The following is a 23,368-nucleotide window of genomic DNA, read 5'->3' as shown; positions in this document are numbered from 1 at the left end:
GGCCTGGTTTTTTTGTGCCTGCTTGCCAAACAATAACTGCTCAAACGGTGCGCACCGCCTTCGGGTCTCCCAGACCCCATTGCAATCTGGCAAACTGAACGCATAGTTATTAACGTCTAGTTATTCCTGAATCAACGAAAAGAGTAAGCCCAATGAGCGAAGCGAAAAAGCCCTGGACTCAACCGATGCCGAAGCAACAGTTCAATCTGATGCGCAGCATTCTGGATGCCCCAAGCCCGGTTGGCCTGGAAGGCGCCATGACTTACGGCGTGCTCAAACCTTATTTCGAGACCTTCGCGCCCAAGGACTGGCACATGCACCAGTACAAGGGAAGCGCCGGCGTGGTACTGGATACTCATCCGGATCGCGACGACCTGTTCAAAGTGATGCTCATCGGTCATGCAGACAAGATTCGCATGCAGGTACGCAGCATCAGCGAAGACGGCAAGATCTGGATCAACACCGATTCTTTTCTGCCGACCGTGCTTGTCGGCCACGAAGTCAAGCTATTCAGCGAAGACCCGGAACAACCCGGCAGCTACCGGGTGATCGAAGGCGGTACGGTGGAGGCCTTGGGCGCCATTCACTTTGCCGACCCGTCGGTTCGCGCGGGTGATAAAGGTATCAAGAAAGAACAGATCTACCTGGATCTGCAGATTCATGGAGAGAACAAGAAACAACAGATATTGAACCTCGGCGTTCGCCCGGGTGACTCCATCATTCTGGACCGCCCCATCCGCCCGGGCTTCAGCCCCGACACTTTCTATGGTGCCTATCTGGATAACGGTCTGGGTTGCTTTGTCACCACCGAAGTGGCGCGTCTGATCGCCGAGGCAGGCGGCACGCAACAGGTACGCGTTCTCTTCGCCATCGCAAGCTATGAGGAGATTGGCCGCTTCGGTAGCCGCGTGTTGGCCGGTGAACTCAAGCCGGATGTGGTGATAGGGGTGGATGTAAACCACGATTATGTGGCGGCACCCGGCATTGGTGACAAGCGCATGCAGCCGCTGGAAATGGGCAAAGGCTTCACCATGGCGGTGGGCTCTATCGCCAGCGAGCAATTGAACCGGATCATCGAGACTACCGCCAAGAAGTACGACATTCCCATGCAGCGCGACATGGTGGGGCCGGATACCGGCACCGATGGCATGGCCGGGGTATTGGCCGCAGTGGATTGCGCCGCCACCTCCATTGGCTTCCCGATCCGCAACATGCACACCATCTCCGAAACCGGCAATACTCAGGACGTACTGGCAGCCGTTCACGCGCTGACATATACCCTCCAGGCCTTGGATGCCCTGCCCGACCTTCAGCGTGAATTTTTGGATAACCACCCACGCCTGGACCAGGCCGGAACCCTGCAACACCAAGGGTCGGCCAAGCCGGAAAAAGACGAAACGGATGCGGAGACGAAACCGCCCAGCGCCTAAAACGCTTGCCGGGCGATGACATCGGTCAGAAATCAGCAAGAAAATCAGTAACAAGAAAAGCAGCGCCGGCCTTGCACCGGTGCTGCTGGCATGGGTTCAGCTCTTGTGACGGGCGTTGTAAATCGTTTCGTCGAGCTCGCCTTCGCTCTTGGCGACCAGAGTGGTGACCATCAGATCACCCGCCACGTTCACACTGGTACGTGCCATATCCAGGATACGGTCGATACCCGCAATCACCGCAATCGCTTCCAGCGGCAATCCGATCTGTGCCATCACGATGGACAGCATGATCAGACCTGCACCGGGAACACCGGCGGTCCCGATGGACGCCAAGGTACCGGTGAGAATGATCATCCCGTAATCCATGAGGCTCAAATCGACGCCCAGCAACTGGGCGATAAATACCGCCACCACGCCCTGATAGATGGCGGTGCCGTCCATGTTGATGGTGGCACCCACCGGCAATACGAAACCGGCCACACCTTCCGAGACACCAAGGTTCTTCTGGGCACAGCGCAGAGAGACCGGCAGCGTGCCCGAGGATGAAGCCGACGAATAGGCGACAACCAGAGCATCGAGAATCCCTTGCAAGTAACGCACCGGATTGAGCCGGCCGATCAATGACAGCAAACCGGTATAAACCACCAATACGTGCAGCACGCTGGCCAAATAAGCCACGCCGATGACCTTGGCCAACGGCAACAATACTTCAAGCCCGTAACTGCCGGAGACATGCGCAATCAGGCCGAACACGCCGAACGGCGCGAGCGCCATGACGAAGCTGGTCAGCTTGTACATAGCCTCGGCGAAGCTTTCAAAAACACGAATGACCGGCTCGCCCTTCTCTCCAATCAACGTCAAGGAAATGCCTAAACCAATGGCAAAAACAATGATCTGGAGGATGTTTCCCTTGGCGAGAGCATCGATTGGGTTCTGCGGCACCAGGCCAACCAGAATTTCAATCAGACTCGGCGCTTCCTTGGCTTCTACCCCGGATTCGAAACTCATCTCCAGGCCAACACCAGGCTGAAAGATCAGCGAGGCGAGCAGACCAATGGAAATCGCAAAAGCGGTAGTGACTAGATAAAGCCCGATGGTGCGAACGCCGATACGCCCCATCTTTTGCGGATCGCGCATTGCCGTGATGCCCACCACCAGGGTGGAGAACACCAAGGGCACGATAAGCATCTTGATGGCATTTATGAAGATATCGCCGATAGGTTTGAAGACACTGGCGTTTTCTCCCATCAAGGCACCCGCCAGGATACCCAGCACGAGGCCAGCAAGGATTTTTTGCCACAAAGGGATACGTCGCCACAAGTTACTCTTGGCATTTTCCGGATGGTTCGTCAAGGGGCACTCCTTCCTGCAATTATGTTTTTAATTGGGGCATATTAATGAAGGGGCGCGATTATACAGAAAAAAATATAAATTAAACGCACTAATGCATCGTCATATTTCTGTATGGCGATGCTTTTCAGCTTGGCTATTTCATGCGCGCTTACGTGGGCTTCAGCGAGGGGGAAGTGACCTGTAGGGATAAACGTATGTTCAATCCAATAAGCTCAAATAGGCTGCGATGTTCATCGCGTCCTGTTCGGTAACGCCTAGATCCGGCATGGCTGTCAGGGGATCCACCTCAGTGGGACGCTGAAGCCAGTGCACCATGTTGTCGAAATTATTGGCCAATACGCCAGCAATGTAACGGCGCTCACCAATGCCTTCCAACGGGGGGCCGACATCGACCTGCGGCCCGACCAAGCCCGGAATCCGGTGACAGGCGATACAGGCATAGCCATACATTGCCAGTCGGCCGCGCTCAGGGTCAGGTGTAGAGACCGGCGCTGCAGCGAAGGTGCTTTCCTTTCTCGCCTCGGCAACCCATGCCTGGTAGTCGGCCGGAGAGAGCCTTGGCATTTGCATGAGGAAAGCCACAAGTTGCCAAATTTCCTCATCGGTGAATATGAACTGCCAGCTCGGCATACCGGTCATCTTGATACCGTGTTTAATGGTCCAGAATATTTCAGCGGGGCTCCGGCTGCGCGCCGTATGGGCCAGATTGGAAGGAACAGGCGTCATGCCCTTACCCACGTCGTCCCGGCTGATACCAGGAGCGCCGTGGCATTGCACGCATTTTTCCCGATAATAACGCAGCCGCTGCTCGGCCATTGCCGGATCGTCCAGAGGCGGCACTTCAATGTCTTCGGCCCGCTGACGTATGGAGCGATCCAAGGCCGTATTGAGCAAGGTATAAACGGGCTCGGTGTGCTGTTGCAATGCAGAGACATTATAAGCTCCCCAAAACACGAACGTAGCCGCGCCTGCCACCATGGCGATGGCTACTGCCACTCCGATGATGGTGAGACGGACCACTAGGCGATGGCGGGCCCGGTCGACTAAACGCTTAGGGACTCGATCATTCATTTCAGTGTGTACAGATAAGCAGTGATATCGCGTGCGTCGTTTACGCTTACGTCCATGTTCGGCATGGCCGTAAGCGGATCTATCGCTTCAGGGATGCGTATCCAGCGCATCATCTGTTCGGGTGTGTTCGGCAGCACCCCCGCCAGATAAGTGCGTTCGGCGATACGCTCAAGAGGCGGGCCTGTACGGCCATTCGCTCCCAGAATACCGGGGATGGCGTGGCAACTCCCACAGCCGTAGGCGGCAATTGCCATCTTGCCTTTCGCCGGGTCACCCGGCAGCGACATCACCTCGCTCTCGTTACAGCCCACGGCGAAGAACAAGGGCATGAGCAAAACAGAAAAAGCAGGTTTCGTCGTCATAGGCATGCACTCAAGAAAAAATTGGGGATGCCTTCGGCCACGATGAGCAGTGCCGATAGCCCACTTATCATCAAGCCTCCCACTGCCATGAAACGTATCCTTGATGTCTGGGCCTGGGGGTCGCCAGCGTCCGGCCACTGTCGTCCGACCTCGCTCCACTGCCGCCAGGCCACCCATCCCCCGGCGACACTCATCGCCAGGGTCGCTAATGTCACGCCATGCAATGCCCAGTAATTGCCTGTGGCACATACCCATGACACCAGGAGGTAACTTGCGATCAGGTGCAATGTCCAAGCGATGATCCCGACTACCCAGCCGGTCCATAACCGCAGGGGATGGCGAGTCACTCCTTTTCGCGCTTTAGCCGACATAAAGACGAGGCACCCAATAGAGTAGTAGGTAAAACGGAATCCAGGCGATGCACACGAAGTACCAATAATTGGTATCCACCACGACGCCGATCTGCCGCTCCCTGGTGAAGTAGCCACGCCATGCCAGGATGGCGACCACCGCGCTACCCACCACGATGGAGGTTACGTGAACGTAGTGAAAAACGGAGATGGCCCAGACGATCGAACCGTAGGCATGATCTTTCCAGCTGAACTCGTAAGCCATGAGTTCCAGCGAACGCAGCACTAACACAACTGTGGCCAGCAACACGCTGGTAGTGACCCCGATCGCCAGAACCCACTTGTCACCACGGTTGATTCCCTGCCCGGCCAGATACATGGTGAAGCTGCTGAGCAACAGTAGTCCCAGGTTAATACTTGGCCAGAGTATCGGTGGCGCCTTTCCTGTCGGTGGCCAAGTCTCGGCATAGGCCGCCAGATAAAGATAACTGACGCAAAACGTCAGGACGACGGCCGACTCGATGGTAATCAGACCCAGAATTCCCCACCACAACGGCGCTCGCCGATCCGGATTGAAGCGGCTCATTCCCGACACATCGACGGATTCCAGTACGCGCATCAGTCCACGGATTCGCGCCGGCCTGCTGGCCGCGAGACACACTCCAGAGCGCATTGATCAGCGTAATGCCGAAACCGGCCGCCAACACCAGGGCACCAATCGTCGCCAGCATATTGAGATCCCCCCACCCCATCTCGTCGGCATAGGTGTAAATGCGGCGCGGCATGCCTTCGAGCCCTAATTGATGCATGGGGAAAAAGGTGATGTTGAAACCGATGAACGCCAGCCAAAAACTCCACTTTCCCGCCGTCTCGTTCATCAGCCGCCCGACGATCTTGGGCCACCAGTAATAAACCGCCCCGATCAATGGAAACACGGCCCCGCCGATCAGGACGTAGTGGAAATGCGCGACCACGAAGAAGGTGTCATGTGCTTGAGTATCGAAGGGAATCGAGGCGACCATCACCCCGGTAAGCCCGCCGATAACAAAGATGGCGAAGAAACCCAGCACCCATAGCATAGGGGTGTGAAAACGAATCTTGGCCCCCCACAAGGAGGCGATCCAACAAAATATCTGGACGCCACTGGGAATCGCAATCGTCGCACTGGCGGCGGTAAAGAAACTCATGCCGAGCTGCGGCAAACCAGTGGTGAACATATGATGCACCCACAGGCCGAAACTCACGAAGCCGATCGCCACCACCGAGAGCACCAGCGCCGTGTAGCCGAAAATCGGGCGTCCGGTAAAGGTGATAATGATCGTCGAGATCATCCCCAACGCCGGCACCAGAATGATATAGACCTCCGGATGCCCGAAATACCAGAAGAGATGCTGCCACAACAGCGGCTCCCCGCTGCTTTCGACAATAAAGAACTGGGTATCCACCAAGCGGTCGAGAATCAGCAAGGTACTACTGACGATCACCGCGGGCATGGCGAACACGATCATGAAAGACATCACCAGTGCCGCCCAGACGAACAGCGGCATACGGTTCAGCGACATGCCCGGCGCGCGCATTCGCAGAATGGTCACGATCAGCTCCACTGCCGCCGTCAACGCCGAGACCTCGATAAAGGTGATCATGGTGGTCCAGACATCCACCCCATAGCCGGGCGAATAGAGCTTTCCCGCCAAGGGCACATAATTGAACCAACCGGCATTCGGTGCCATGCCCAGCAATAGCGACCCGAACAGCACAATCCCGCCAATCAGGTAAACGTAATAACCGAAGGCATTGAGCCGGGGGAAAAGCCATGTCGCGGGTACCGACCATCAGCGGCACGATGTAGATCGCAACGCCTTCCATGACCGGAATGGCGAAGAAAAACATCATCACCGTCCCGTGCATGGTAAAAAACTGATTGTAGAGCTCCGGCCCGAGAAGCTGTTGCTCGGGTGCGGCCAGCTGGAGCCGCATCAGCAAGCCTAGAATCCCTGCCAGCAGAAAGAAGATGAAGGCAGTGATGATGAAGCGTTTACCAATCATTCGCTGGTTGACCTGGGTAAACCAGCCGGGAAACCCACGAGGCGAATACCATGTCCTGGCCAGATGTGCCGTTTCCTCCGGCGAATCGATGATGTCGCGCTGCTCGGCGGCTTTATGGAGGGTCATTCCAGGCTCCCCAAGTAGCTAAGTAGTGCCTGTAGATTAGCTGGCGACAATTCGGTCGACGGCATCTGATTGCCGGGCTTGATGTGCTAAGGATCGGTGATCCAGCCGCCGAGATGGCCGATACGATTGGGAGTCGTGGCTGCGGCCAACGTCCGACGGCTGGCAATATGCGTCAGGTCCGGGCCGTCCTGCCCCTCTGCCGATGTGCCGCGAATGGCATGACAGTCAGCGCAATCCTCGTTTAGAAACACCTCACGCCCAAGCATTTCCTGAGCCGTTGCCGGCTCCATCGCCGGTTGTCGCTGACCCTCCAGCCAAGCCTCGAATACTTCCGGCTCCTCGGCGACCAGCAAGAACGCCATCAGGGCGTGTTGTGTACCGCAGTACTCTGCGCACTGCCCACGGTAAATGCCGGGCTGGTTCGCCGTCACCGAGGTGACGTTCGTACGGCCCGGCATCATGTCCGTCTTGCCCTGAAGGTTGGGCACCCAGAAGCTATGGATCACGTTGTCCGACTTCAGCAGGAACCGAACCGGTTCATCCACGGGGATATGGATCTCATTGGCGGTCGTGGCGATTCGTCCTCCCGTTTCGTCCAGGTAATGCACCTCCCACCACCACAGTTTTCCCACCACCTCCACGGTCAGGGCGCCATCGGGAAGCGGAGCATCAATCTCGCGCCCGATGGAAAAGCTGGATAGGGCAAAGGGGATGGTCGCTGCAAGCGGGAGAATGATGCCGCCGGCGATCACCAGATTACGGCTCTGACGTGCACTGAGCGGAAGAGCGGCGCCTTTCTTGTGGGCGCGAAAGATGGCCACCAGCAGCAGTGCGAGCACCAGCATTGTGACGAGGCTGGCAACGACCAGGGCCGGCCACCACAGCCTCGCGATCAGGTCGGCCGCCGACCCTGCAGGATTGAGAGCCGACTGCGAACCGGAACAGCCAGATAGCAGTGTGGCAATGCCAGCCCCCAGTATTACGATGGCCCTTGAGCGCGTCCCTGGAATCATTCCCTTTCCATTTTCGGCGTATAAAAAGGCGCATGTGTCGATACGCTATGATGTCAGTCTAGCCAAGAATGCTAATCCAGCCATGGCGTGCCTTTCTCGGCATATTGCTATGCTTCCACTGGCTATGCTTTCCACTGGCTACCCGATTATCCAAGGTGATAGGAGAACAGAAGATGCGGCGAACTAGCCGACAAAGGGGTAGAAAATTTCTATTGCTCGCGGGGATCATGTTGCTTGGCGGCTGCTCCGAGCCAAGCTGGCAAACCAAGGATATCTCCGGGCTCATGCCTCCGCTTGAATTCGAGCTTACCAACGAGCAAGGAGAAACGGTCAGTGCTGCAGATTATCAAAACCGAATCATCCTGCTGTTTTTCGGCTTCACCCACTGTCCGGATATTTGCCCGACGACGCTCGCCACCCTTGCGTCAGTCTCGAATGAACTGGAAGAAGAGCTGGAGAAAGAGTTGCGCGATGACCTGCGCGTACTGTTTGTTTCAGTGGACCCGGACCAAGACGACCCTGAGACATTACGCGAATATACCGAGTCCTTTGGCCCTGAATTCATCGGCCTTACCGGTGACAAGGCTCAGCTGGAAACACTGACGCGCCGCTATCGCGTTACCTACGGCTATGGAGCCAAGGACGATGCCGGCAACTACGATGTGTCGCACTCAAGTGCGGTTTTTGCCTTCAATCGTGACGGAGAGGCGCAGCTACTGATGCGAGAAAGTGATCCAAGAGACGCCGTGCTTGCCGATCTACGCCAGCTTCTCAGCACCCAATAAAAAGGCGCGCATAGTTATTCTGCGCGCCTTTTATAGAGCTCGGCTGAGCCTTCAAGGTACTACTGAGCATAGATGTCACTTATTGGATTTCAGTTTGCGGCTCATTTTCCTCCCCAAGATCAGGGCCTGGATTTCGGCTTTCGCGTCCTGGCTCATGATCCCAGCTTTCAGCATCTTGCGTTACCCCTTCTCGAGACCTTTCCAGCTGAGCCTCGGCTTCGTCTTGAATATCAGGGCCTGGATTGCGGCTTTCGCGCCCTGGCTCATGATCCCAGCTTTCGGTGTCTTGCGACATTCCTTCACGAGAGCCTTCCAGCTGCGACTCGGCCTCCTCGCTAATATCAGGGCCTGGATTGCGGCTTTCGCGCCCTGGCTCATGATCCCAGCTTTCGGCATCTTGCGTTACGCCTTGAGAGTTTTGCTCTCCTCCTTGAGTACTGTAATCACCTTGGCTGTCCTGCTGCGCAAGGACGGGAGCAGCACCGGCGAGCGCTGTGGTTATCGCCGCTGAGATAAATATTGTCCTGAACACAATGTTCTCCTTCTAGCTCTTCAAGCTAAGCGACTGAGTCAGTTTAAACCCCTTGCTTTCTTCACAGGCATTGATAAAGAAAGCACACAAATCATGTTAGACGATAATCGATCATCGCAGCCGATAACCCACGCCGGTCAACGTCTCGATCCGCGCAGCCTGGCTGCCAAGTTTGCGGCGCAAGGTGCGCACAACGGCGTCGACCACGTTGCTGCCTCCCTGATAACTAGTGCCCCAGACATGCTGCAAAAGCTCACTGCGGGACACTGCCTTACATAATTCAACAACCGCTAGACTGCCCATCCCATGACTGGATGCGCTGACTGGCGTCCTAAGCCAGGCCACGGGAGACAACGAAAGCTTGATGACGCTGGGGTGTGTCGCTCCAGGCAGTCCAGGCAGCTTTCATGCAAACACAAGCCAACCGTATTGTTATATTACGTGAAACCTCGGCCAATATAGATACATAAGTCTATATAAAGCAGCTTTACCACACTTTATTTTCACGCTTTCTCATCAGATACCGCATGTTTTTTGTCAAGGCGTCTACACTACTTGTCAGGATGGCTACACTATAATGAGTGAGCTTGCTCTCAACATTGGAGAATCACAGGCGTAACACTTCTATTTCAAGCATTTGAAATAAAAAGAAAAGTGGCCATCTTCCACATCAATGTTAAAAAAATTAAAGAAATGTCGCACAGATGCGTGCTGGTACTATGCTGAGCAAAGCATTATTCACCCTGCCGTACAGCGATAGAGTGAGCAAGGGGGAACATTCATGATCGCTCATAACTACATGCTAATAGTACTGCGAACCCTGCAGGAACCGATCGAAGATGGATACCATGATGCCCTGAAACGGCAGGGATACCACCTCGAGATCGTTGCCCCCGGACAGGATCCGCTTCCATTGATGAAAGCCAGGCCGCCCATCGCCGCCTGCTTCCAGTACGACTATCCGGACCTCGACGGTCTCGCCAGCCTGCGTGAAACCAAACAGGCATTTCCTTCCATTCCCCTGCTGATGGTCACCCAGGCCCATTCCGAGTCCCTCGCGGTCTGGGCATTTCGCGCCAGGGTATGGGACTACTTCGTCCAACCCTTCGAGATGACGCGTTTCCTTGAAGTGTTGGGCACGCTCTACAGCATGCGCCTGCCGGAAAAAGCCAAGGCACTCCAGCGCGCTGTTGTCGAGGTCAAGAATCACATCCCGCCAGAGGCACGACTCCACTGCTCGGGACTTGGCGACGAGCAAGCGCGTCTGCAGCGCGCCATCTCCTTCATCGACCAGAACCTTCACAGCAAGATCACCCAAGGCGAGGTCGCCGAACTCTGTGGGCTGAGCGGATTTCAATTCAGTCGTTTCTTCAAGCGGTTGACCAGCATCACCTTTCAGGAATACCTGCTGCACCGGCGCATCAGCGAGGCGATGCGGCTGTTGGCCAACCCCAAGGTCTCCATTACCGACGTCTGCTTCACGGTAGGCTTTCGCGATCTCTCCTACTTCACACGTACCTTCCAGCGCTACGTCGGCAAACCCCCTTCCCGTTACCGGCTGGAGGCCACCGAATTGGCAACCGCACGGGCGAAGGCTGCATTTGCCACCCCACCAACAGCACTGCCCGAACTCTCCCCTCTGCTGAAATCGCTCATCCCCTGAGAGCAAGCATCCAAGCGACGCGGAAAAGGCCGAAACAACAGGAACGCCGGCGGAGCAAGACTCCGCCGGCGCTCTGCTGAACGGGCATGTCTGCCTGCTGGTCAATCCACCAGTACCGGTATCTCGGCAAGAATGCCAAAGTTCTCGCCGCCCGTCTGGCCCTTGGGCTCGTGATAGCTGCAGCTAGGCAGGAAGTAGATGCTCTTCTGACGCCAACCACTTTCCTGGGAATCACTACTCCACGTTGCCAAGCCCCCATCGGAATCACGGATATTCATCGCGGTCACGAAATCATCCCAACGTGTCACGCCATCGGGAGCAGTATTGCTCCAGGTACCGGGAGAGATCCCATCGCTGTCTTCCGGGGGCAACTCCATTTGCAAGGGGGCATCGTCGTCGATCTTGTTACTTTGGTCGACGATCCAGGCAATATTCAGGTTTACCGCGCCCACCAGCGGATTACTCGGAGCGATACCCTCCTCACAATCCACGACCGGCAGTGTCAGGTTCCACAGGCGTTCCTTGTCGGTTTCCTCGACCCAGCAATCGTATAGTGCTTGAAAAGCCGCCTGAACCTGACCATTGTTAGTGGCGATATCCTCTCCAAAGTGCAACTCATTAGGGTTGCCATCGCCACAAATCAGCTCCTTGAGGTCATTGGCATTCGTCGCACCGCTATCGTCATGCTCGAAATTCGTCCAGCCACCGGTTTGGTCTCCCTCGGGAATGAACCGCCCCACGTCACAGGAGTATGAGTCACCGTCAAGCAGGGCCTGGCGGCACATGGCAATCGGCTGGTCGACATCTTCGGGGCGGAGCGCCCCGGCAAAACCGATATAGGCGACCGAGCGAGCCATGACGTCAACGTCGTCAATACCTAGGACACGGGCAAAGAAGGTTTCTACAGGTGTTTGCTGGCGCGCCGAGACGACTTCAACAGCATTTATAAAGTTGAGATTCAGATCCAAGTCTGCGGTTGACTGGGTCAAATCAGGTGGCGTTGTCAAAGAGCTGGCCGTAAATTCTCGGGTAGTGAAACTCCAGTGGCCCCGCCGCGCGCTGATGACTTCAACCGTGCTGTTCTGGCTCTGGTTGGCTTGTGCCGCTGTAGTTGCGATCTGATCGGCGCTGGATATTGCTTCGACACAGGTCCCGTCATTGACACTGCTACCGTCCTCGCAATAGAGAAACCGCGCACCTGCCAAGGAACCCGCATCCGCGGCATTATGTAACTCATTTCGCGCCACATAGAGATTGCCAACATCGATCGCCAACGCTGCAAAACCCAACAGCACGAGAAGAGAAACAGCCACCAGCACCGTCGACACACCTCGCTGATGTTTGCTTCCCCCCAAGCGGTTATTCCTTACGTTATGGTTGTAAGTTTTCATGTTTATTCCGCTCGCATGCTGGTTATAGCCTGTATCTCAATAATGCCGCCCAAGGTACCAACAAATCCCGGCAAGAGAAGAAAACGGTAGGGGTAATCAACAGTAACGATCACCTCACTTCCAGGTGACATGCTGGTATCGGATCGTAAAATATCAATCGTCATTTCTGCAGGGCCACCCAGAGAAATCAAGTACTGCTCGGCGTAGTCGCGAATCGCCTGTTTGATGGCGGCGTCTTCCGCCGTCAGATCCCGGGGTCCGGGCTTGAAGAGGATCCCTTCCCTGGTCCCTTCCCGGCTGGCATTAGTCAAAACGGCCTTGTCATACAGCGCCACGCTGAACTCGATAATTCCGAAGAGGATGATAAACAGCAGAATTGATGTTATGGCGAATTCGACTGTTTCTGCCCCTTGCTGCTTGTGTAACGACCGTATCCTTTTCATGACCGCCCCTCCCCTCTGTGCACTAGTTGATAGACAGCTTATTACCGTTGCGCCGCATCAGACTATCCAGATTCTGGGCATTCTGGCTGGCGGTAACGTAGTACGCCGGCGAGAGCCGCATCGCCTCCTCGAAGAAACCCATGGCGTCGTTATAGCGACCTTCCAGCATCGAGATATAGCCGATGTCGTTGTAGGCCTTGGCCCGATCGCCGTTGCGCGCCACCGCCTCGACCGCGGTTTCGAAGTCGCCTCCTCGGGCATAGACCAGGCCAAGGTTGCGCCAGGCCAGTTCATAGCCGGGGTTGACACCTACCGCACGGCGCAGCGCCCGGCGGGCCTCTTCCCAGTCGCCCGCCAGGTATCGCGAGTAGCCTAGGTTATTGAGTACCAGCGGGGTGCCGGGGCTTGCCTCCAGCGCTTTCTCATAATGGCTCTGTGCCAGCGTGTACTCACCGCGCATGTCGGCAATCACCCCCATAGCGTTATACGCCTGCCAGGGAGCGTTGCCCCGTGAAACCAGTGGCTGCAGCTGCTGCTCGGCGGCATCAAAGGCTTGTTGCTCAAGCAGGGCAACCCCCAACGCCGTGCGGGCGCCCACGTGGCTGCCATCAATCTCCAGCGCCCAGAGGTAGGCCTTCTCGGCCAGATCATGGTTACCCCGGCCGTGATGGATGATCCCTACACGATAAAGCGGGTCGGCCTTGGGCGTTCTTTCCATGCGCAACCCTCGCAGGTACTCGAAGAGCGCCCGGTCGGGGTCTCGAGCGCGCAGCGCCGTCGCCCCGTTGCGGTAGGCCTCCTCTGGCGAGGCCACGGGGAAAGCCGTGCTGTACTCCACCGAAGAGCCGCCACTGCCCAATGCCGCGTAGGGATCCGAACCTGCCTGCTGGTTGGTCGTCGCACAGCCACTGAGCACCAAGGTCATCAGAAGAACAGCACAGCCCGCTTTGTTAATTTTATTCATTATCATATAACTCCTTAAGTACTCACCCCGTCATGGCAATGATCACTTGAAAATCACAACCCATTCCGCGAGAACGCAGCGATCACACCAAGTATCGGCGGCCCCAGAGTTACCAGCATGAAGCTAGGCAGGATGCAGAAAATCAGAGGAAAGAGCATCTTGGTACTGACTTTGGCGGCCCGCTCCTCGGCCTGCTGGGTGCGCTTGTCGCGCAGCTCCACGGCGAAAAGCCTCAACGTCATGGCGATGCTGGTACCGAAGCGCATGCTCTGCAGCAGGGTAGTCACCAGGCCACGAATATCGTCGACACCAGTGCGCTCCTCCAGGTCGCGCAGTGCCGTCCTGTTGTCCATGCCGGCACGCGTCTGAAGAGTGTAAAGGTTCAACTCATCAGCCAACTCCGGGTGGCTGATCTCCAGGTCGCGGGCAACGCGCTGGATGGCCGCCCCCAGGCCCAGCCCCGCCTCGCTGCAGACCACCAGCAGATCGAGGGCATCGGGCAGGCCGCGGCTGAGCAGCTTCGAGCGCTGCTTGATGGCTCGCTCCAGCCAGAAGCGCGGCAGTAGATAGCCCGCTATCGCCAGGCATGCAATCAGCAAGGCCCCGACGTTGAGCGGAATACGCAGGAAAGGTAGCACCAGCAACATCACCAGGGGTGGCCCCACCGTGAGCAACAGACGCACACCGAAGAAGAGGTTGATCGCGCCGGGAGAACGCTTGCCGGCTCGGCGTAACTCCTGAGCGGTGCGGCTGCGGGTTTCCTCCTTGGTGGGCACCAGTCGCTCGCCCATGGGACCCAGCCATTCATGCAGGCCCGATTCCGAATTCGCCGTGGCATCGGTGCCACCCGCTTCCAGGCTGCGCAGGCGCCGGCGCAGCGGATCGGAGGCACCCATCACCACCATGGTAAGCGCAATCAGGAGGGCAAAGATCGCCAGCCCGAGCAGAGCGGCAAAGCCCATCTGTGCCGCTGCAGGGTTTTCCAGCCAGTCATTCAGTGGCTGAAGCCATACCAGGAGTATTTCCATTTCGTTTCCTCCTTACACCTCGACGCGGACGATCTTGCGCAGCCACAGAATCCCGATGACCACCATCACGAAAGCCGCGATTACCAACTGCCGACCCAAGGGATCCTGGGTCAGCATGGGTATGAAATCCGGGTTGACCAGCGTAAGGAGCCCCACCATGCCGAACGGCAGCAGCGAGAGAATCCAGCCAGCCATCCGCCCCTCGGCCGAGAGAGTGCGCACCTTACGCTGAAAGCGAAAGCGGTCGCGCACCACGGCGGCGAGACCATCGAGCAGCTCGGCCAGGTTGCCGCCGGTCTCCTTCTGGATCAGTACCGAGGTAACGAAGATCATCACCGTGACGCTCTGCACGCGCCGCAGCAGCCCCAGCAGGGCATTGCGCACGTCACCGCCGTAGTTGATCTCCATGAAAGCGATGCGAAACTCACCGGCGATGGGCTCGGCCAGCTCCTCGGCTACCAGGTGCATGGCATCGCTGAAAGGATGCCCGGCACGCAGGGCACGGGCCATGATGATCAGCGCATCGGGAAGCTGCTCCTCGAAACGAGCCAGACGGCGCTTCCGCGCACGTAGCAGACGCATGAAGGGAAACGCCGCCACGGCCAACCCCAGCAGCACGCCCAGCATGGGCTGAGGCAACAAGAGGTAGCCTGCCACCCCGCTGATGCCTCCCAGGCAGACCGAGTAGAGCACCACGCGATAGGCAGGTATTTCCTGCCCAGTCTGTTCGATAAGCTGATGCAGGCGCTCCATGCCGGGTAGGCGCTCCAGCATCCGCTCCAGGGGCGACAGCTTCCTCAGGTACTTGCTCTGAATTAACGAGCTGCTGCTCTGCTGACCCTCACTGGAGATCGCCCGCAGGCGCTTCTTGAGGCGCTTTTGGGCCTGGCGGTTCTCGCCGAAGGCCGGTACCAGAAAGCTCTGCATCAGCAGAAAGACGGCGATGAACACCATGCCGATGACGATCATCCGGTCGGAGAGCTCGATATCCAGCAGGCTGCTCAGATCCATGGCCGCTGGCCTCCCCCGGTGTTCTGGAAGATCTCCAGACCCGGGTCGAGACCACGGCGCTTGAGGTGTTCATGGAAGCCCGGCACCACGCCGGTGGCCAGGTAGCGGCCTATCACCTTGCCCTCGGCATCGAGGCCTTCGCGCTCGAAGCGGAAGATCTCCGACATGGTGATGATCTCGCCTTCCTGGCCGTTGACCTCCTGCACGCTGACCAGGCGGCGCACGCCATCTTCCTGGCGCTCGATCTGCACCACCACGTCGATGGCCGAGACGATCTGTGAACGCAGCGCCTGGGGCGGCAGCTGATAGCCGCTCATGGCCACCATGTTCTCGATGCGCGTGAGAGCGTCGCGCGGGGTATTGGCGTGGACGGTGGTGAGCGAGCCGTCGTGGCCGGTGTTCATGGCCTGCAGCATGTCGAAGGCTTCACTACCACGCACCTCGCCCACCACGATGCGATCGGGACGCATGCGCAGGCTGTTGCGCACCAGGTCGCGCTGGCTGATCTCACCCTTGCCCTCGATGTTGGGCGGGCGTGTTTCCAGGCGCCCTACGTGGGGCTGCTGGAGCTGCAGCTCCGCCGAGTCCTCGATGGTAACAATGCGCTCGTTGTGGGGAATGAAACTCGAGAGCACATTGAGAAGCGTCGTCTTGCCGGCGCCGGTGCCGCCGGAGACCAGCACATTGAGCCGCGCCTTGACCACCTTCTCCATCAACTGGGCAATCTCCGGTGAGAGGCTGCCGTAATCGATCAGGCTGTCGACACCCAGGGTTTCCACGGCGAAGCGACGAATGGAGAGCATGGGGCCGTCGATGGCCAGCGGCGCAATCACCGCATTGACCCGCGAACCGTCCTTGAGTCGCGCATCCACCATGGGCGAGGACTCGTCGATACGCCGGCCGACACCGGAGACGATGCGGTCGATGATGCTCATCAAATGCGCATCGCTGTCGAAGCGCAGTGCCGTCTGCTCCAGCTTGCCGCGGCGCTCAACGTAGATGGGCGTGGTGCCGTTGACCAAGATGTCCGAAATCGTCTTGTCGGCGAGCAGCGTCTCCAGCGGGCCCAGGCCCAACACCTCATCCTGTAGTTCGGTGACGATACGCTGGCGCGCCCCGGCGTTGAACGGCAGCGTGTCCTTGCTCATCAGCGACTCGCACACCTGCTGCACCTGCTGGCGAGCCTCGCGCTCAGCCAGGCTGCTCAGCAGGGTGAGATCCATCACCTTGACCAGCTTGCGGAAGAGCTGCTGCTTGTACTCCTGCTCTTCCTGGGACAGCCGCCCGGCGCCACGGCTGGCCCAGCTGGCGCGCAGTTCGCCATCGGTTTGCGGTGTCGTGCGCTCGTGCAGGTTCATGGCGGTTCTCCTGATGGATGACCTGATGGATGATTCGTGGTCCTGCTAGTGCCTCGCCGGCAGGGCCCAGCCTAGAAATGAGCGCTTCCTGACGGGTTCAGCGCTCGGCGATGGGGCCTCCAGCGCCTCGGCAAGTGCCTTGAGCTGGCGTGTCAGCGGTGCCTTGGGGGCAAGGTCGCGCAGCGGGCTGCCCACGTTGATGCTCTGGCTGGCACGCTTGAAATCATTGGGCAGGGTGCGCAGCGTCAGCCCCGGCAGGGCATCACCGATTGCAGCGAGACCGATGTCGCTTCTCTTATCGAAGCGGTTGACCACCACGCTGATCCGCGAGGCGGGAATCATCAGCTCGTGGACAATAATGTCGCGCAGGCGCTGGGCATCGTGCAGGTGGGCCACGCTCTGCTGCATCACTATCAGCACATTGTCGGCGCGCTCCAGCACGCAGGCGGTAGCGCCGTTGAGCCAGCGCGGCAGGTCGACCACGACTTCCTCGTTGGCGCTTCCCAGCACCTGCAGTAGCTGCTCGACCTTCGATTCGGGCACCTCGCCGAGCCCCAGGTGATCGCCCGGCGACGAGGCGAGCAGCGCCAGGCCGCTTTCATGGCGCTTCAGGTAGGCTTCCAGCGCCAGGGCATCGAGGCTGTCGGCGGACTCCAGCGCCCGTACCAGGCCATGTTCGGGCACCAGATTGAAGTAGAGCGGCAAAGAACCGAACTGAACGTCCATATCGACCAGCACCGTGTTGTGCCCATCGTGGGCCAGGCGGTGGGCCAGGTTGGCCGCCACCAGGCTGGCACCGGAGCCGCCCTTGGCATTGATCACCGCCGTGGTACGCGCCGCTCGCCCCGGCTCCACCGGACGATCGCGAGTCAGTTCACGCAGGAACTGGATGATCTCGCTGTCGTCGATGGGCGGCGAGAAGAAGTCGCGGGCACCGGCGCGCATGGCCAGGCGAATCAATTCCACATTGCCCTTGGGTCCCACCACCATCAGTGGCGGGCGCGCGCTGGCCGGGCGTTCGCAGAGCGCGGTCAACTCGGCCTCCCACTGAGATTCTCCCACCAGCAGCACCAGGGCATCGGGCAGGGAGTCGATGCCCTGCAGCGCATCGACACTGCCGTTGACCATCAATCGTGAACTCACCTCTATATCCCCTTGGCTGCATAGTAGCGCCTCCAGAGCCTTCAACTCCTCCTGCCCCCTTCCTGCCAGCAGTATCTTGAGCCGTTTGCGCATCATGTCACCTGTCTGTCATCAAAAAGTGAATCGGTCACTGCGTGGAACTGGGTGCCTGACCGCCCCCGGCTGGCGAAATGCGATAGGTGCGCATCGCATCGGCCGCCTTGGCGCCATGCAGCAGCGGCACCTTGTCGCCGGGCTCGTAGGTCTGGAGCGCCTTGGTATGGCGCACGCTGTCGCCGTAGGCGGGCAGGTCGGCACCCGGGCGCGGCGCGCAACCGGCCAGCGCCAGGGCAAGGGCGGCTACACCTAATGCCTTCAATCCGCTCAATCCGCCGAATCCGCGGTTCGTGACCCGCCTGGCAGCTCCCCTAGCCGGGGCAGTCGTTCTGGTCGTGTCAAAGCTCGTCATGGTGTGTTCTCCCTGGCTGGGCCGTAGCCTGTGCCGGCGTATACCCTGTATCGACATAGTGGTGAAACCTGTGGGTGATCAGAGATCATGGCCGAAGCGCCCCTCGGTTCCGCCCTCCTGGCGGTTTGACATCAGCTCCAGGTCGAGACTCGAAGGTCTCGGCCGCGGGCTGACGCCCTCCGCGACGGGCTGGAAGCTTCCCAGCAGATAGAACTCCAGATCGCTTGGCGGCACGAAGGAGCCGGTGGGCAGGCGCACCTGCTCGGGATTGAAGGAGCGCGCCAGGCGCGGCGTGACGAAGATCACCAGCTCCGTCTGCTCCTTGATGAACTCCTGGCTGCGAAACAGCGCCCCCAGCACCGGCACTTCACCCAGGCCCGGCAGCTTGGAGACGTTCTCGCGCAGGCTCTCGTTGAGCATGCCGGCGATGGCGATGGTCTGGCCGGAGGCCAGCTCCAAGGTGGAGCTGGCACTGCGCTTGGTCAGCGCCGGCACGAAGAACTGCGTGTCTACACCGCTTCCCACCCCCACCTGAAGGCTGTTGGCCGACACCAGGTTGGAAACCGAGACATCCACCTTGAGATTGATGATGCCGGAGTCCAGCACCACGGGCAGAAAGCCCAGCCCCACGCCGAACTCCTTGTGCTCGATGGCCACCTGGCCATCGCCCTGGGGCACGGGAATCGGGAACTCGCCGCCGGCCAGAAAGCGCGCCGGTTGGCCGGTGAGCGTGGTGAGGTTGGGCTCGGCGAGGATCTTGGCCACCCCCTCGCGGCTTGCCGCGTCCAGCACCAGGTTGAGCAGGTAGTCAGCGCGCTGGTAGCTGGCGAAGATGCCGGTATCTGCGATGGTGGCGGTGGCCGGTGCAAACTCATCCACGACAGGCCCAACTGGTGTGCCACCACCGAAAGCCGGCATTCGGCCGCCACCGACGCCATCAAAATCATCAAAAATCGCATCCGGGAAACTGGCCCCGCCGCTGACCCCACCGATCCGCAGTGCCGAGGAGCCGACGTTGAAGACGTTGAAATTGGCTTCGAGCCGCTTGACCAGCGAGCGCGACACCTCCGCCACCTTGACATCCAGCATCACCTGCTGGGCACCGCCGACCTGCATCAGGTTGAGCACGCTGTCCTCCTCGCCGCCGGCAAAGCGGTTGGCCAGGCGCATGGCGGTCTCCAGCCGAGCGGCGCTGGAGACTTCGCCACTCAGCACGATGCCCTCCTCGGCCGAACGCACCTGAATACGCTCGCCAGGCAGCAATTCATGCAGGTGGCTCTTGAGTGTTTCGAGGTCGTGGGTGACGGTGACGTTGAGCACGCCCTGGAGGTTCTCGGAGCGGTCCCACAGCACCACATTGGTGGTGCCGGTGGACTTGCCCAGTACATAAAGCTGCCGCGAGCCCATCACCACGATGTCGGCGATCTCGGGGTTACCCACCGAGACCACCCGCACCGGGCGAGGAAACTCCAGCACCTGCCCCTTGTTGATCGCCACGGCCACCGACACTGCCCGGCCTTCCAGCGGCATGGAAACGCGGCGGGAATTATCCATGTCCGGTCGCTGCTGTGCCGGAACTTGCATACCCCAGCCTGCCGCCAGCATTGCCACCAGCGCCAGGGCCAGCCCCTTCATGGCCCCGTGGCGCCCCTTGGGCTTGTTATTGATGATCATGGTAATGCTCCCCTGTTCAGCCCTCCTGGGCTGTTATTCTTAGTCTAGTCTAGTTACGTACATTGACAGAACTCATCTGGGTGCCGCGCAGCACGCTCACCCGATGCTGCACCGGGGCGGCACGCCGGCGTGGTGGCGGTGTGGGTTCGTCACGCTTCTCCAGCGTCGGCAGGTTCAATACCGAGCGCTGCGCCGCCATCATGTCTTCCTGTTCTTCCTTCTCCAGGGGGTTGCGCAGGGTGAGCAGCACCTTGCCTTCCTGGGTGGCATTGACCAGGGTCTCGGCCTGCTTGGAGGTTACCTCCAGGGTGACCGCGCGCACGATCACCGGGCCATCGCGCTCCTGGCCGGTGATCTGATCCACGGCCAGCACCTTGAGGTTCTGCAGCACCGTCTTCGACTCGACGTTGTTGCGGCTGCCGTTGCGCTTGGAAGAGACCACGTCGACCCGGTTGCCGGGCAGCAGGAAGCCAGCCACCCCCACTATGTCATCCACGCGCACACTCATCGCCCGCATGCCGGGGTCGAGAAGCGCCGCCAGGGCACTGCCGCCCAGGTGCTCGGAAACCCGCCCTTCGAGCACCACCTCGCCGGTATAAATCACCTGGTTGCTGACCCGCCCCACCACGCTTTCGATATCGGTGAAGCTGTTGGGCGGCACCACATCCTTCGGCATGTTCACCAGTTTCAGGTCGGAGGCCTCCACCGTGGTGCCGAAGGGCACCTGCAGCGCGGCCACCACCACCTGGTTCACATCCACGCGCTCGTCGTCGCCGCCCTGCTCCTGCATCCAGCTCATGGCCACCACGGCGGCCCCCAGCGCCATGATCAGCGAAATCGCGAACATGGCAAAAATACCCTTGCGTTTCATGGTGCGGCCCTCCGGTTGTTGGCGGCATTCCCGTTCGCCTTGTTCGCGGCGTCGGAGAAGTCACCGAAATAGGTCCGCCAGGCCCAGCTCAGGGTCTCGCGGTCTGGGGCCGTTAGCCCCTGATAGTCGAGCTGGTCCTGTGCGAGGCTCAGAATGTCGCGGGGATGGCAGGCGAGCAGCGGTACCTCGTCCCGGGCGTGCAACTCGTCGATGACGAAGTCGGCAAGCGCCTGTTCGAAGGGCAGCCCCTGCGCCTGGCACTGCTGCTGCCAGATGGCCAGGTAGGCCTTACGTTCGAGCGGCGCGAAGCGGATCTTGTAGCCGATGCGGCGCAGGAAGGCAGCGTCGGCCAGCGCCAGGGGGTCGAGGTTGGTGGAGAAGACCAGCGCCACGTCGAAAGGCACGCTGAAGTGATAGCCGTTTGCAAGCGACAGGAAGTCGCGGTGTTCCTCCAGCGGCACGATCCAGCGGTTGAAGAGTTCGGTGGGCGACATGCGCTGGCGGCCCAGGTCGTCGATCACCAGCATGCCGTTGTTGGCCAGCAGCTGCACCGGCGCCTGATGGATATGGGTGGCAGAATCAAACTGCACCTCGAGGCGCTCCAGGGTCAGCTCGCCGCCGGTGATCACGCAGGGGCGATGACAGCGCACGTAGCGCGGATCGTGGCCCTGTTCCAGGTAGAGCTGCACGGCGGGCGTCGTCTCGGCCGGGTCTTCCAGGGAGTGGTGCACGGCGGGATCAAAACAGCGTACTGCCTTGCCGCCCACCAGGATGGCGTGGGGCACCAGTACCTCGCCTTCCAGCAGCCGCACCAGGCGCCGGGCGATATAGCTCTTGCCGGTGCCGGCATGGCCGTGAATGAACATGGCCCGGCCGGAGTGCAGTCCCGGCCCGAGCTGGTCGAGCAGCGCCGGGTCGATTACGGTGTCGGCAAAGGCTTTCATCACCGTGTCGCGGCGAATGCCCACGTTGGAGAGCGCCTGTTCGCGCACTCGCTCGTTGTAGGCTTCTAACGTGACCGGCGCTTTGCCGCTGTAGCCGTCACGGTTGAATGCTTCCAGCGCCGAAGCACGGCCGCGGTCGGTAAGGCCAAAGCGCAGCGCCCCGCTGGCACCCTGGCCGCGCACCTCCGCGCGCCCCTCTTCGCGCAAAAAGCGGAACACCTCCTCCACCACGCTGCCGGCCAAGGCACTCTCGCGGCTGAGTTGGTGCAGGTCGAGCACGCCCTGCTCGAAGAGGTGCTTGACCAGCAGATCGCCCAGATAGAGCAGCGACAGTCCGGTTTCCGCCACCGTACCGGGGCGTGGCGCCCGCCGGGCAGCCGCCTGGCCTTCGGTAACGCTTTGTAATTTTAGCGCCTCTTCCTGAAGCATGGTCGACCCCGCATTATTGTTACAAATTGTAAAATAAGAAATCCGATGGCCTGGCGATGATCACTGAGCTTTTAATCTTTATCGTGACTAGTTTTTGTTGTAATTAGCCCAGCGGCCATTGCCAGATCATCCAGGCCGTTGTGCCGATGGCTATGGCCACCGCAAAGGGGAATTTTCGCCCCATCACTTCGCCTTTTTCCGGCGCGATATAGAGTGGCCTACCCGTCGTTACCAAGGTCTTAGCCATCAATCCATAGCGCGCCATGGGCGAAGCCGTCTGGCGAAACAAAACGGCAAAAACGATATACCCAATAGCGATCAATGAGCCCGCCAGAATACTGGCCAATGCCGCCTGAAAGACCCCCAATGGCCCTAGAAAGGTTCCCACCGCCGCCATCAGCTTGGCATCCCCAGCGCCGGTAAAGCCCATCAGGTAGCCGGGCATCAAGATCGCTAAGCCCGCCAATAATCCATACATGGCGACCAGAACACCGGCCGGGCCTGCCAGCGCTACCTGGAGAAGAAACCCCACAGCAGCTCCGGACAGAACAAGAAAATTGGGGATGCGACGCTGCCTAATGTCCCAAGCTGCAGCAACACAAAGCATTATAAAAAGCACCAAGAATGCTGTTATCATTTTGTTTTCAAAATCCAAAATTTGTAGCTTCATAAGGTAGGGCACCAACCTTCGGTGCCCTGTTAATATCAACAACTAAAATCATCCTCCAATAGCTGTAGCTGACGTACTAAGTTTATTGGCAATTGCTGTAAATACGCCGCTAATATTCTCACCAAGTGCTGCATAACCCGCCACAAACCCGGCCACAAGAAGAGCGCAGACCAACACCCACTCCACCGTCTCTGCGCCCTCTTCATCCTTCCAGAAACGCTCGATTCCTTGCATCAACTTGTTCATGTCACTTCTCCCAGGCG

General features: G+C 59.1%; 25 protein-coding genes and 1 pseudogene. 3 read left to right on the top strand and 23 right to left on the bottom strand.

Annotated elements, in window-relative coordinates:
• Nucleotides 1-152: 152 nt before the first annotated feature.
• The gene (locus LG290_RS04965) at nt 153-1,430 is read left to right on the top strand and encodes a M20/M25/M40 family metallo-hydrolase (protein WP_499836484.1); all 1,278 of its coding nucleotides are present in this window, start codon (nt 153-155) and stop codon (nt 1,428-1,430) included.
• A gap of 96 nt (nt 1,431-1,526) precedes the next feature.
• Here the strand turns inward: LG290_RS04965 and LG290_RS04960 are convergent, their stop codons facing one another.
• From LG290_RS04960 to coxB, 8 genes and pseudogenes are all read right to left on the bottom strand, one after another.
• Nucleotides 1,527-2,783 carry a dicarboxylate/amino acid:cation symporter gene (locus tag LG290_RS04960; protein WP_499836483.1) on the bottom strand — a complete coding sequence of 419 codons (1,257 nt, stop codon included), beginning with the start codon at nt 2,781-2,783 and terminating at the stop codon, nt 1,527-1,529.
• Nucleotides 2,784-2,981: 198 nt separating this feature from the next.
• Nucleotides 2,982-3,854 (bottom strand): c-type cytochrome, encoded by an 873-nt coding sequence (locus tag LG290_RS04955; RefSeq protein WP_499836482.1) that lies wholly within the window; start codon nt 3,852-3,854, stop codon nt 2,982-2,984.
• Nucleotides 3,851-4,216 carry a c-type cytochrome gene (locus LG290_RS04950; RefSeq protein WP_202114629.1) on the bottom strand — a complete coding sequence of 122 codons (366 nt, stop codon included), beginning with the start codon at nt 4,214-4,216 and terminating at the stop codon, nt 3,851-3,853. Before LG290_RS04950 ends, LG290_RS04955 begins: the two co-directional genes overlap by 4 nt.
• Nucleotides 4,213-4,563: a hypothetical protein gene (locus LG290_RS04945; RefSeq protein ID WP_160417176.1), complete on the bottom strand. Its 351-nt coding sequence runs from the start codon at nt 4,561-4,563 to the stop codon at nt 4,213-4,215. Before LG290_RS04945 ends, LG290_RS04950 begins: the two co-directional genes overlap by 4 nt.
• Nucleotides 4,564-4,576: 13 nt before the next feature.
• On the bottom strand, nt 4,577-4,981 hold the full coding sequence (locus LG290_RS04940) for a cytochrome c oxidase subunit 3 (RefSeq protein ID WP_499837031.1): 405 nt from the start codon (nt 4,979-4,981) through the stop codon (nt 4,577-4,579).
• Nucleotides 4,977-6,323 carry a cbb3-type cytochrome c oxidase subunit I gene (locus LG290_RS04935; RefSeq protein ID WP_499836481.1) on the bottom strand — a complete coding sequence of 449 codons (1,347 nt, stop codon included), beginning with the start codon at nt 6,321-6,323 and terminating at the stop codon, nt 4,977-4,979. Before LG290_RS04935 ends, LG290_RS04940 begins: the two co-directional genes overlap by 5 nt.
• 118 nt (nt 6,324-6,441) lie before the next feature.
• Nucleotides 6,442-6,612, bottom strand: a pseudogene (locus LG290_RS04930) (cbb3-type cytochrome c oxidase subunit I); the annotation flags it as partial.
• Nucleotides 6,613-6,824: 212 nt separating this feature from the next.
• The gene (coxB, locus tag LG290_RS04925) at nt 6,825-7,751 is read right to left on the bottom strand and encodes a cytochrome c oxidase subunit II (RefSeq protein WP_499836480.1); all 927 of its coding nucleotides are present in this window, start codon (nt 7,749-7,751) and stop codon (nt 6,825-6,827) included.
• A 284-nt stretch (nt 7,752-8,035) separates the two neighbouring features.
• Between coxB and LG290_RS04920 the strand changes: the two genes are divergently transcribed.
• Nucleotides 8,036-8,536, top strand: coding sequence for an SCO family protein (locus LG290_RS04920; RefSeq protein ID WP_499836479.1), 501 nt, complete (start codon nt 8,036-8,038; stop codon nt 8,534-8,536).
• Between the two features lie 79 nt (nt 8,537-8,615).
• On the opposite strand, the gene LG290_RS04915 is transcribed toward LG290_RS04920, so the two are convergent.
• Together LG290_RS04915 and LG290_RS04910 are read right to left on the bottom strand one after the other, a co-directional pair.
• Entirely contained in the window at nt 8,616-9,068 is a 453-nt protein-coding gene (locus LG290_RS04915) for a hypothetical protein (protein ID WP_499836478.1), read from the bottom strand.
• Nucleotides 9,069-9,179: 111 nt separating this feature from the next.
• Nucleotides 9,180-9,371: a winged helix-turn-helix domain-containing protein gene (locus LG290_RS04910; protein ID WP_499836477.1), complete on the bottom strand. Its 192-nt coding sequence runs from the start codon at nt 9,369-9,371 to the stop codon at nt 9,180-9,182.
• A gap of 478 nt (nt 9,372-9,849) precedes the next feature.
• On the opposite strand from LG290_RS04910, the gene LG290_RS04905 reads away from it, so the two are divergent.
• Entirely contained in the window at nt 9,850-10,731 is an 882-nt protein-coding gene (locus LG290_RS04905) for a helix-turn-helix transcriptional regulator (RefSeq protein WP_499836476.1), read from the top strand.
• A gap of 101 nt (nt 10,732-10,832) precedes the next feature.
• On the opposite strand, the gene LG290_RS04900 is transcribed toward LG290_RS04905, so the two are convergent.
• The 13 genes from LG290_RS04900 to LG290_RS04840 all read right to left on the bottom strand — a co-directional run bounded on the left by LG290_RS04900 (nt 10,833) and on the right by LG290_RS04840 (nt 23,351).
• Complete coding sequence (locus LG290_RS04900; RefSeq protein ID WP_499836475.1) at nt 10,833-12,122, bottom strand: pilus assembly protein TadG-related protein; 1,290 nt, start codon at nt 12,120-12,122, stop codon at nt 10,833-10,835.
• 2 nt (nt 12,123-12,124) lie between these two features.
• Nucleotides 12,125-12,565, bottom strand: coding sequence for a TadE/TadG family type IV pilus assembly protein (locus LG290_RS04895; protein WP_499836474.1), 441 nt, complete (start codon nt 12,563-12,565; stop codon nt 12,125-12,127).
• Nucleotides 12,566-12,587: 22 nt separating this feature from the next.
• On the bottom strand, nt 12,588-13,529 hold the full coding sequence (locus tag LG290_RS04890) for a tetratricopeptide repeat protein (RefSeq protein WP_499836473.1): 942 nt from the start codon (nt 13,527-13,529) through the stop codon (nt 12,588-12,590).
• Nucleotides 13,530-13,582: 53 nt separating this feature from the next.
• On the bottom strand, nt 13,583-14,557 hold the full coding sequence (locus tag LG290_RS04885; protein ID WP_499836472.1) for a type II secretion system F family protein: 975 nt from the start codon (nt 14,555-14,557) through the stop codon (nt 13,583-13,585).
• A 12-nt stretch (nt 14,558-14,569) separates the two neighbouring features.
• Nucleotides 14,570-15,568 carry a type II secretion system F family protein gene (locus LG290_RS04880; RefSeq protein WP_499836471.1) on the bottom strand — a complete coding sequence of 333 codons (999 nt, stop codon included), beginning with the start codon at nt 15,566-15,568 and terminating at the stop codon, nt 14,570-14,572.
• Nucleotides 15,559-16,926: a TadA family conjugal transfer-associated ATPase gene (locus LG290_RS04875; RefSeq protein WP_499836470.1), complete on the bottom strand. Its 1,368-nt coding sequence runs from the start codon at nt 16,924-16,926 to the stop codon at nt 15,559-15,561. The genes LG290_RS04880 and LG290_RS04875 overlap by 10 nt, the downstream gene beginning before the upstream one ends.
• Before the next feature lie 45 nt (nt 16,927-16,971).
• The gene (locus LG290_RS04870) at nt 16,972-18,165 is read right to left on the bottom strand and encodes a CpaE/TadZ family protein (protein ID WP_499836469.1); all 1,194 of its coding nucleotides are present in this window, start codon (nt 18,163-18,165) and stop codon (nt 16,972-16,974) included.
• Nucleotides 18,166-18,196: 31 nt separating this feature from the next.
• Nucleotides 18,197-18,436, bottom strand: coding sequence for a hypothetical protein (locus LG290_RS04865; RefSeq protein WP_499836468.1), 240 nt, complete (start codon nt 18,434-18,436; stop codon nt 18,197-18,199).
• 159 nt (nt 18,437-18,595) lie between these two features.
• Entirely contained in the window at nt 18,596-20,191 is a 1,596-nt protein-coding gene (locus tag LG290_RS04860; protein ID WP_499836467.1) for a type II and III secretion system protein family protein, read from the bottom strand.
• Between the two features lie 49 nt (nt 20,192-20,240).
• Nucleotides 20,241-21,062, bottom strand: coding sequence for a Flp pilus assembly protein CpaB (gene cpaB / locus LG290_RS04855; protein ID WP_499836466.1), 822 nt, complete (start codon nt 21,060-21,062; stop codon nt 20,241-20,243).
• The gene (locus LG290_RS04850; RefSeq protein WP_499836465.1) at nt 21,059-22,435 is read right to left on the bottom strand and encodes a DUF8689 domain-containing protein; all 1,377 of its coding nucleotides are present in this window, start codon (nt 22,433-22,435) and stop codon (nt 21,059-21,061) included. Before LG290_RS04850 ends, cpaB begins: the two co-directional genes overlap by 4 nt.
• A 103-nt stretch (nt 22,436-22,538) precedes the next feature.
• A complete protein-coding gene (locus LG290_RS04845) occupies nt 22,539-23,042 on the bottom strand; it encodes an A24 family peptidase (RefSeq protein ID WP_499837030.1) in 504 nt (167 codons plus the stop codon).
• Nucleotides 23,043-23,153: 111 nt separating this feature from the next.
• Complete coding sequence (locus tag LG290_RS04840; protein WP_499836464.1) at nt 23,154-23,351, bottom strand: Flp family type IVb pilin; 198 nt, start codon at nt 23,349-23,351, stop codon at nt 23,154-23,156.
• Nucleotides 23,352-23,368 lie beyond the last annotated feature (17 nt).

It is taken from the genome of Halomonas sediminis (assembly GCF_044871105.1).
Lineage (GTDB): Bacteria > Pseudomonadota > Gammaproteobacteria > Pseudomonadales > Halomonadaceae > Vreelandella > Vreelandella zhuhanensis.
This window is presented reverse-complemented; position numbering and strand designations above follow the sequence as displayed.

Excerpts from the sequence above, each read along its gene's own strand:
- LG290_RS04965 (WP_499836484.1), top strand. The coding sequence starts at position 153 with ATGAGCGAAGCGAAAAAGCCCTGGACTCAACCGATGCCGAAGCAACAG.
- LG290_RS04955 (WP_499836482.1), bottom strand. The coding sequence starts at position 3,854 with ATGAATGATCGAGTCCCTAAGCGTTTAGTCGACCGGGCCCGCCATCGC.
- LG290_RS04950 (WP_202114629.1), bottom strand. The coding sequence starts at position 4,216 with ATGACGACGAAACCTGCTTTTTCTGTTTTGCTCATGCCCTTGTTCTTC.
- coxB (WP_499836480.1), bottom strand. The coding sequence starts at position 7,751 with ATGATTCCAGGGACGCGCTCAAGGGCCATCGTAATACTGGGGGCTGGC.
- LG290_RS04920 (WP_499836479.1), top strand. The coding sequence starts at position 8,036 with ATGCCTCCGCTTGAATTCGAGCTTACCAACGAGCAAGGAGAAACGGTC.
- LG290_RS04910 (WP_499836477.1), bottom strand. The coding sequence starts at position 9,371 with ATGGGCAGTCTAGCGGTTGTTGAATTATGTAAGGCAGTGTCCCGCAGT.
- LG290_RS04905 (WP_499836476.1), top strand. The coding sequence starts at position 9,850 with ATGATCGCTCATAACTACATGCTAATAGTACTGCGAACCCTGCAGGAA.
- LG290_RS04900 (WP_499836475.1), bottom strand. The coding sequence starts at position 12,122 with ATGAAAACTTACAACCATAACGTAAGGAATAACCGCTTGGGGGGAAGC.
- LG290_RS04895 (WP_499836474.1), bottom strand. The coding sequence starts at position 12,565 with ATGAAAAGGATACGGTCGTTACACAAGCAGCAAGGGGCAGAAACAGTC.
- LG290_RS04890 (WP_499836473.1), bottom strand. The coding sequence starts at position 13,529 with ATGAATAAAATTAACAAAGCGGGCTGTGCTGTTCTTCTGATGACCTTG.
- LG290_RS04885 (WP_499836472.1), bottom strand. The coding sequence starts at position 14,557 with ATGGAAATACTCCTGGTATGGCTTCAGCCACTGAATGACTGGCTGGAA.
- LG290_RS04880 (WP_499836471.1), bottom strand. The coding sequence starts at position 15,568 with ATGGATCTGAGCAGCCTGCTGGATATCGAGCTCTCCGACCGGATGATC.
- LG290_RS04875 (WP_499836470.1), bottom strand. The coding sequence starts at position 16,926 with ATGAACCTGCACGAGCGCACGACACCGCAAACCGATGGCGAACTGCGC.
- LG290_RS04870 (WP_499836469.1), bottom strand. The coding sequence starts at position 18,165 with ATGATGCGCAAACGGCTCAAGATACTGCTGGCAGGAAGGGGGCAGGAG.
- LG290_RS04860 (WP_499836467.1), bottom strand. The coding sequence starts at position 20,191 with ATGATCATCAATAACAAGCCCAAGGGGCGCCACGGGGCCATGAAGGGG.
- cpaB (WP_499836466.1), bottom strand. The coding sequence starts at position 21,062 with ATGAAACGCAAGGGTATTTTTGCCATGTTCGCGATTTCGCTGATCATG.
- LG290_RS04850 (WP_499836465.1), bottom strand. The coding sequence starts at position 22,435 with ATGCTTCAGGAAGAGGCGCTAAAATTACAAAGCGTTACCGAAGGCCAG.
- LG290_RS04845 (WP_499837030.1), bottom strand. The coding sequence starts at position 23,042 with ATGCTTTGTGTTGCTGCAGCTTGGGACATTAGGCAGCGTCGCATCCCC.
- LG290_RS04840 (WP_499836464.1), bottom strand. The coding sequence starts at position 23,351 with ATGAACAAGTTGATGCAAGGAATCGAGCGTTTCTGGAAGGATGAAGAG.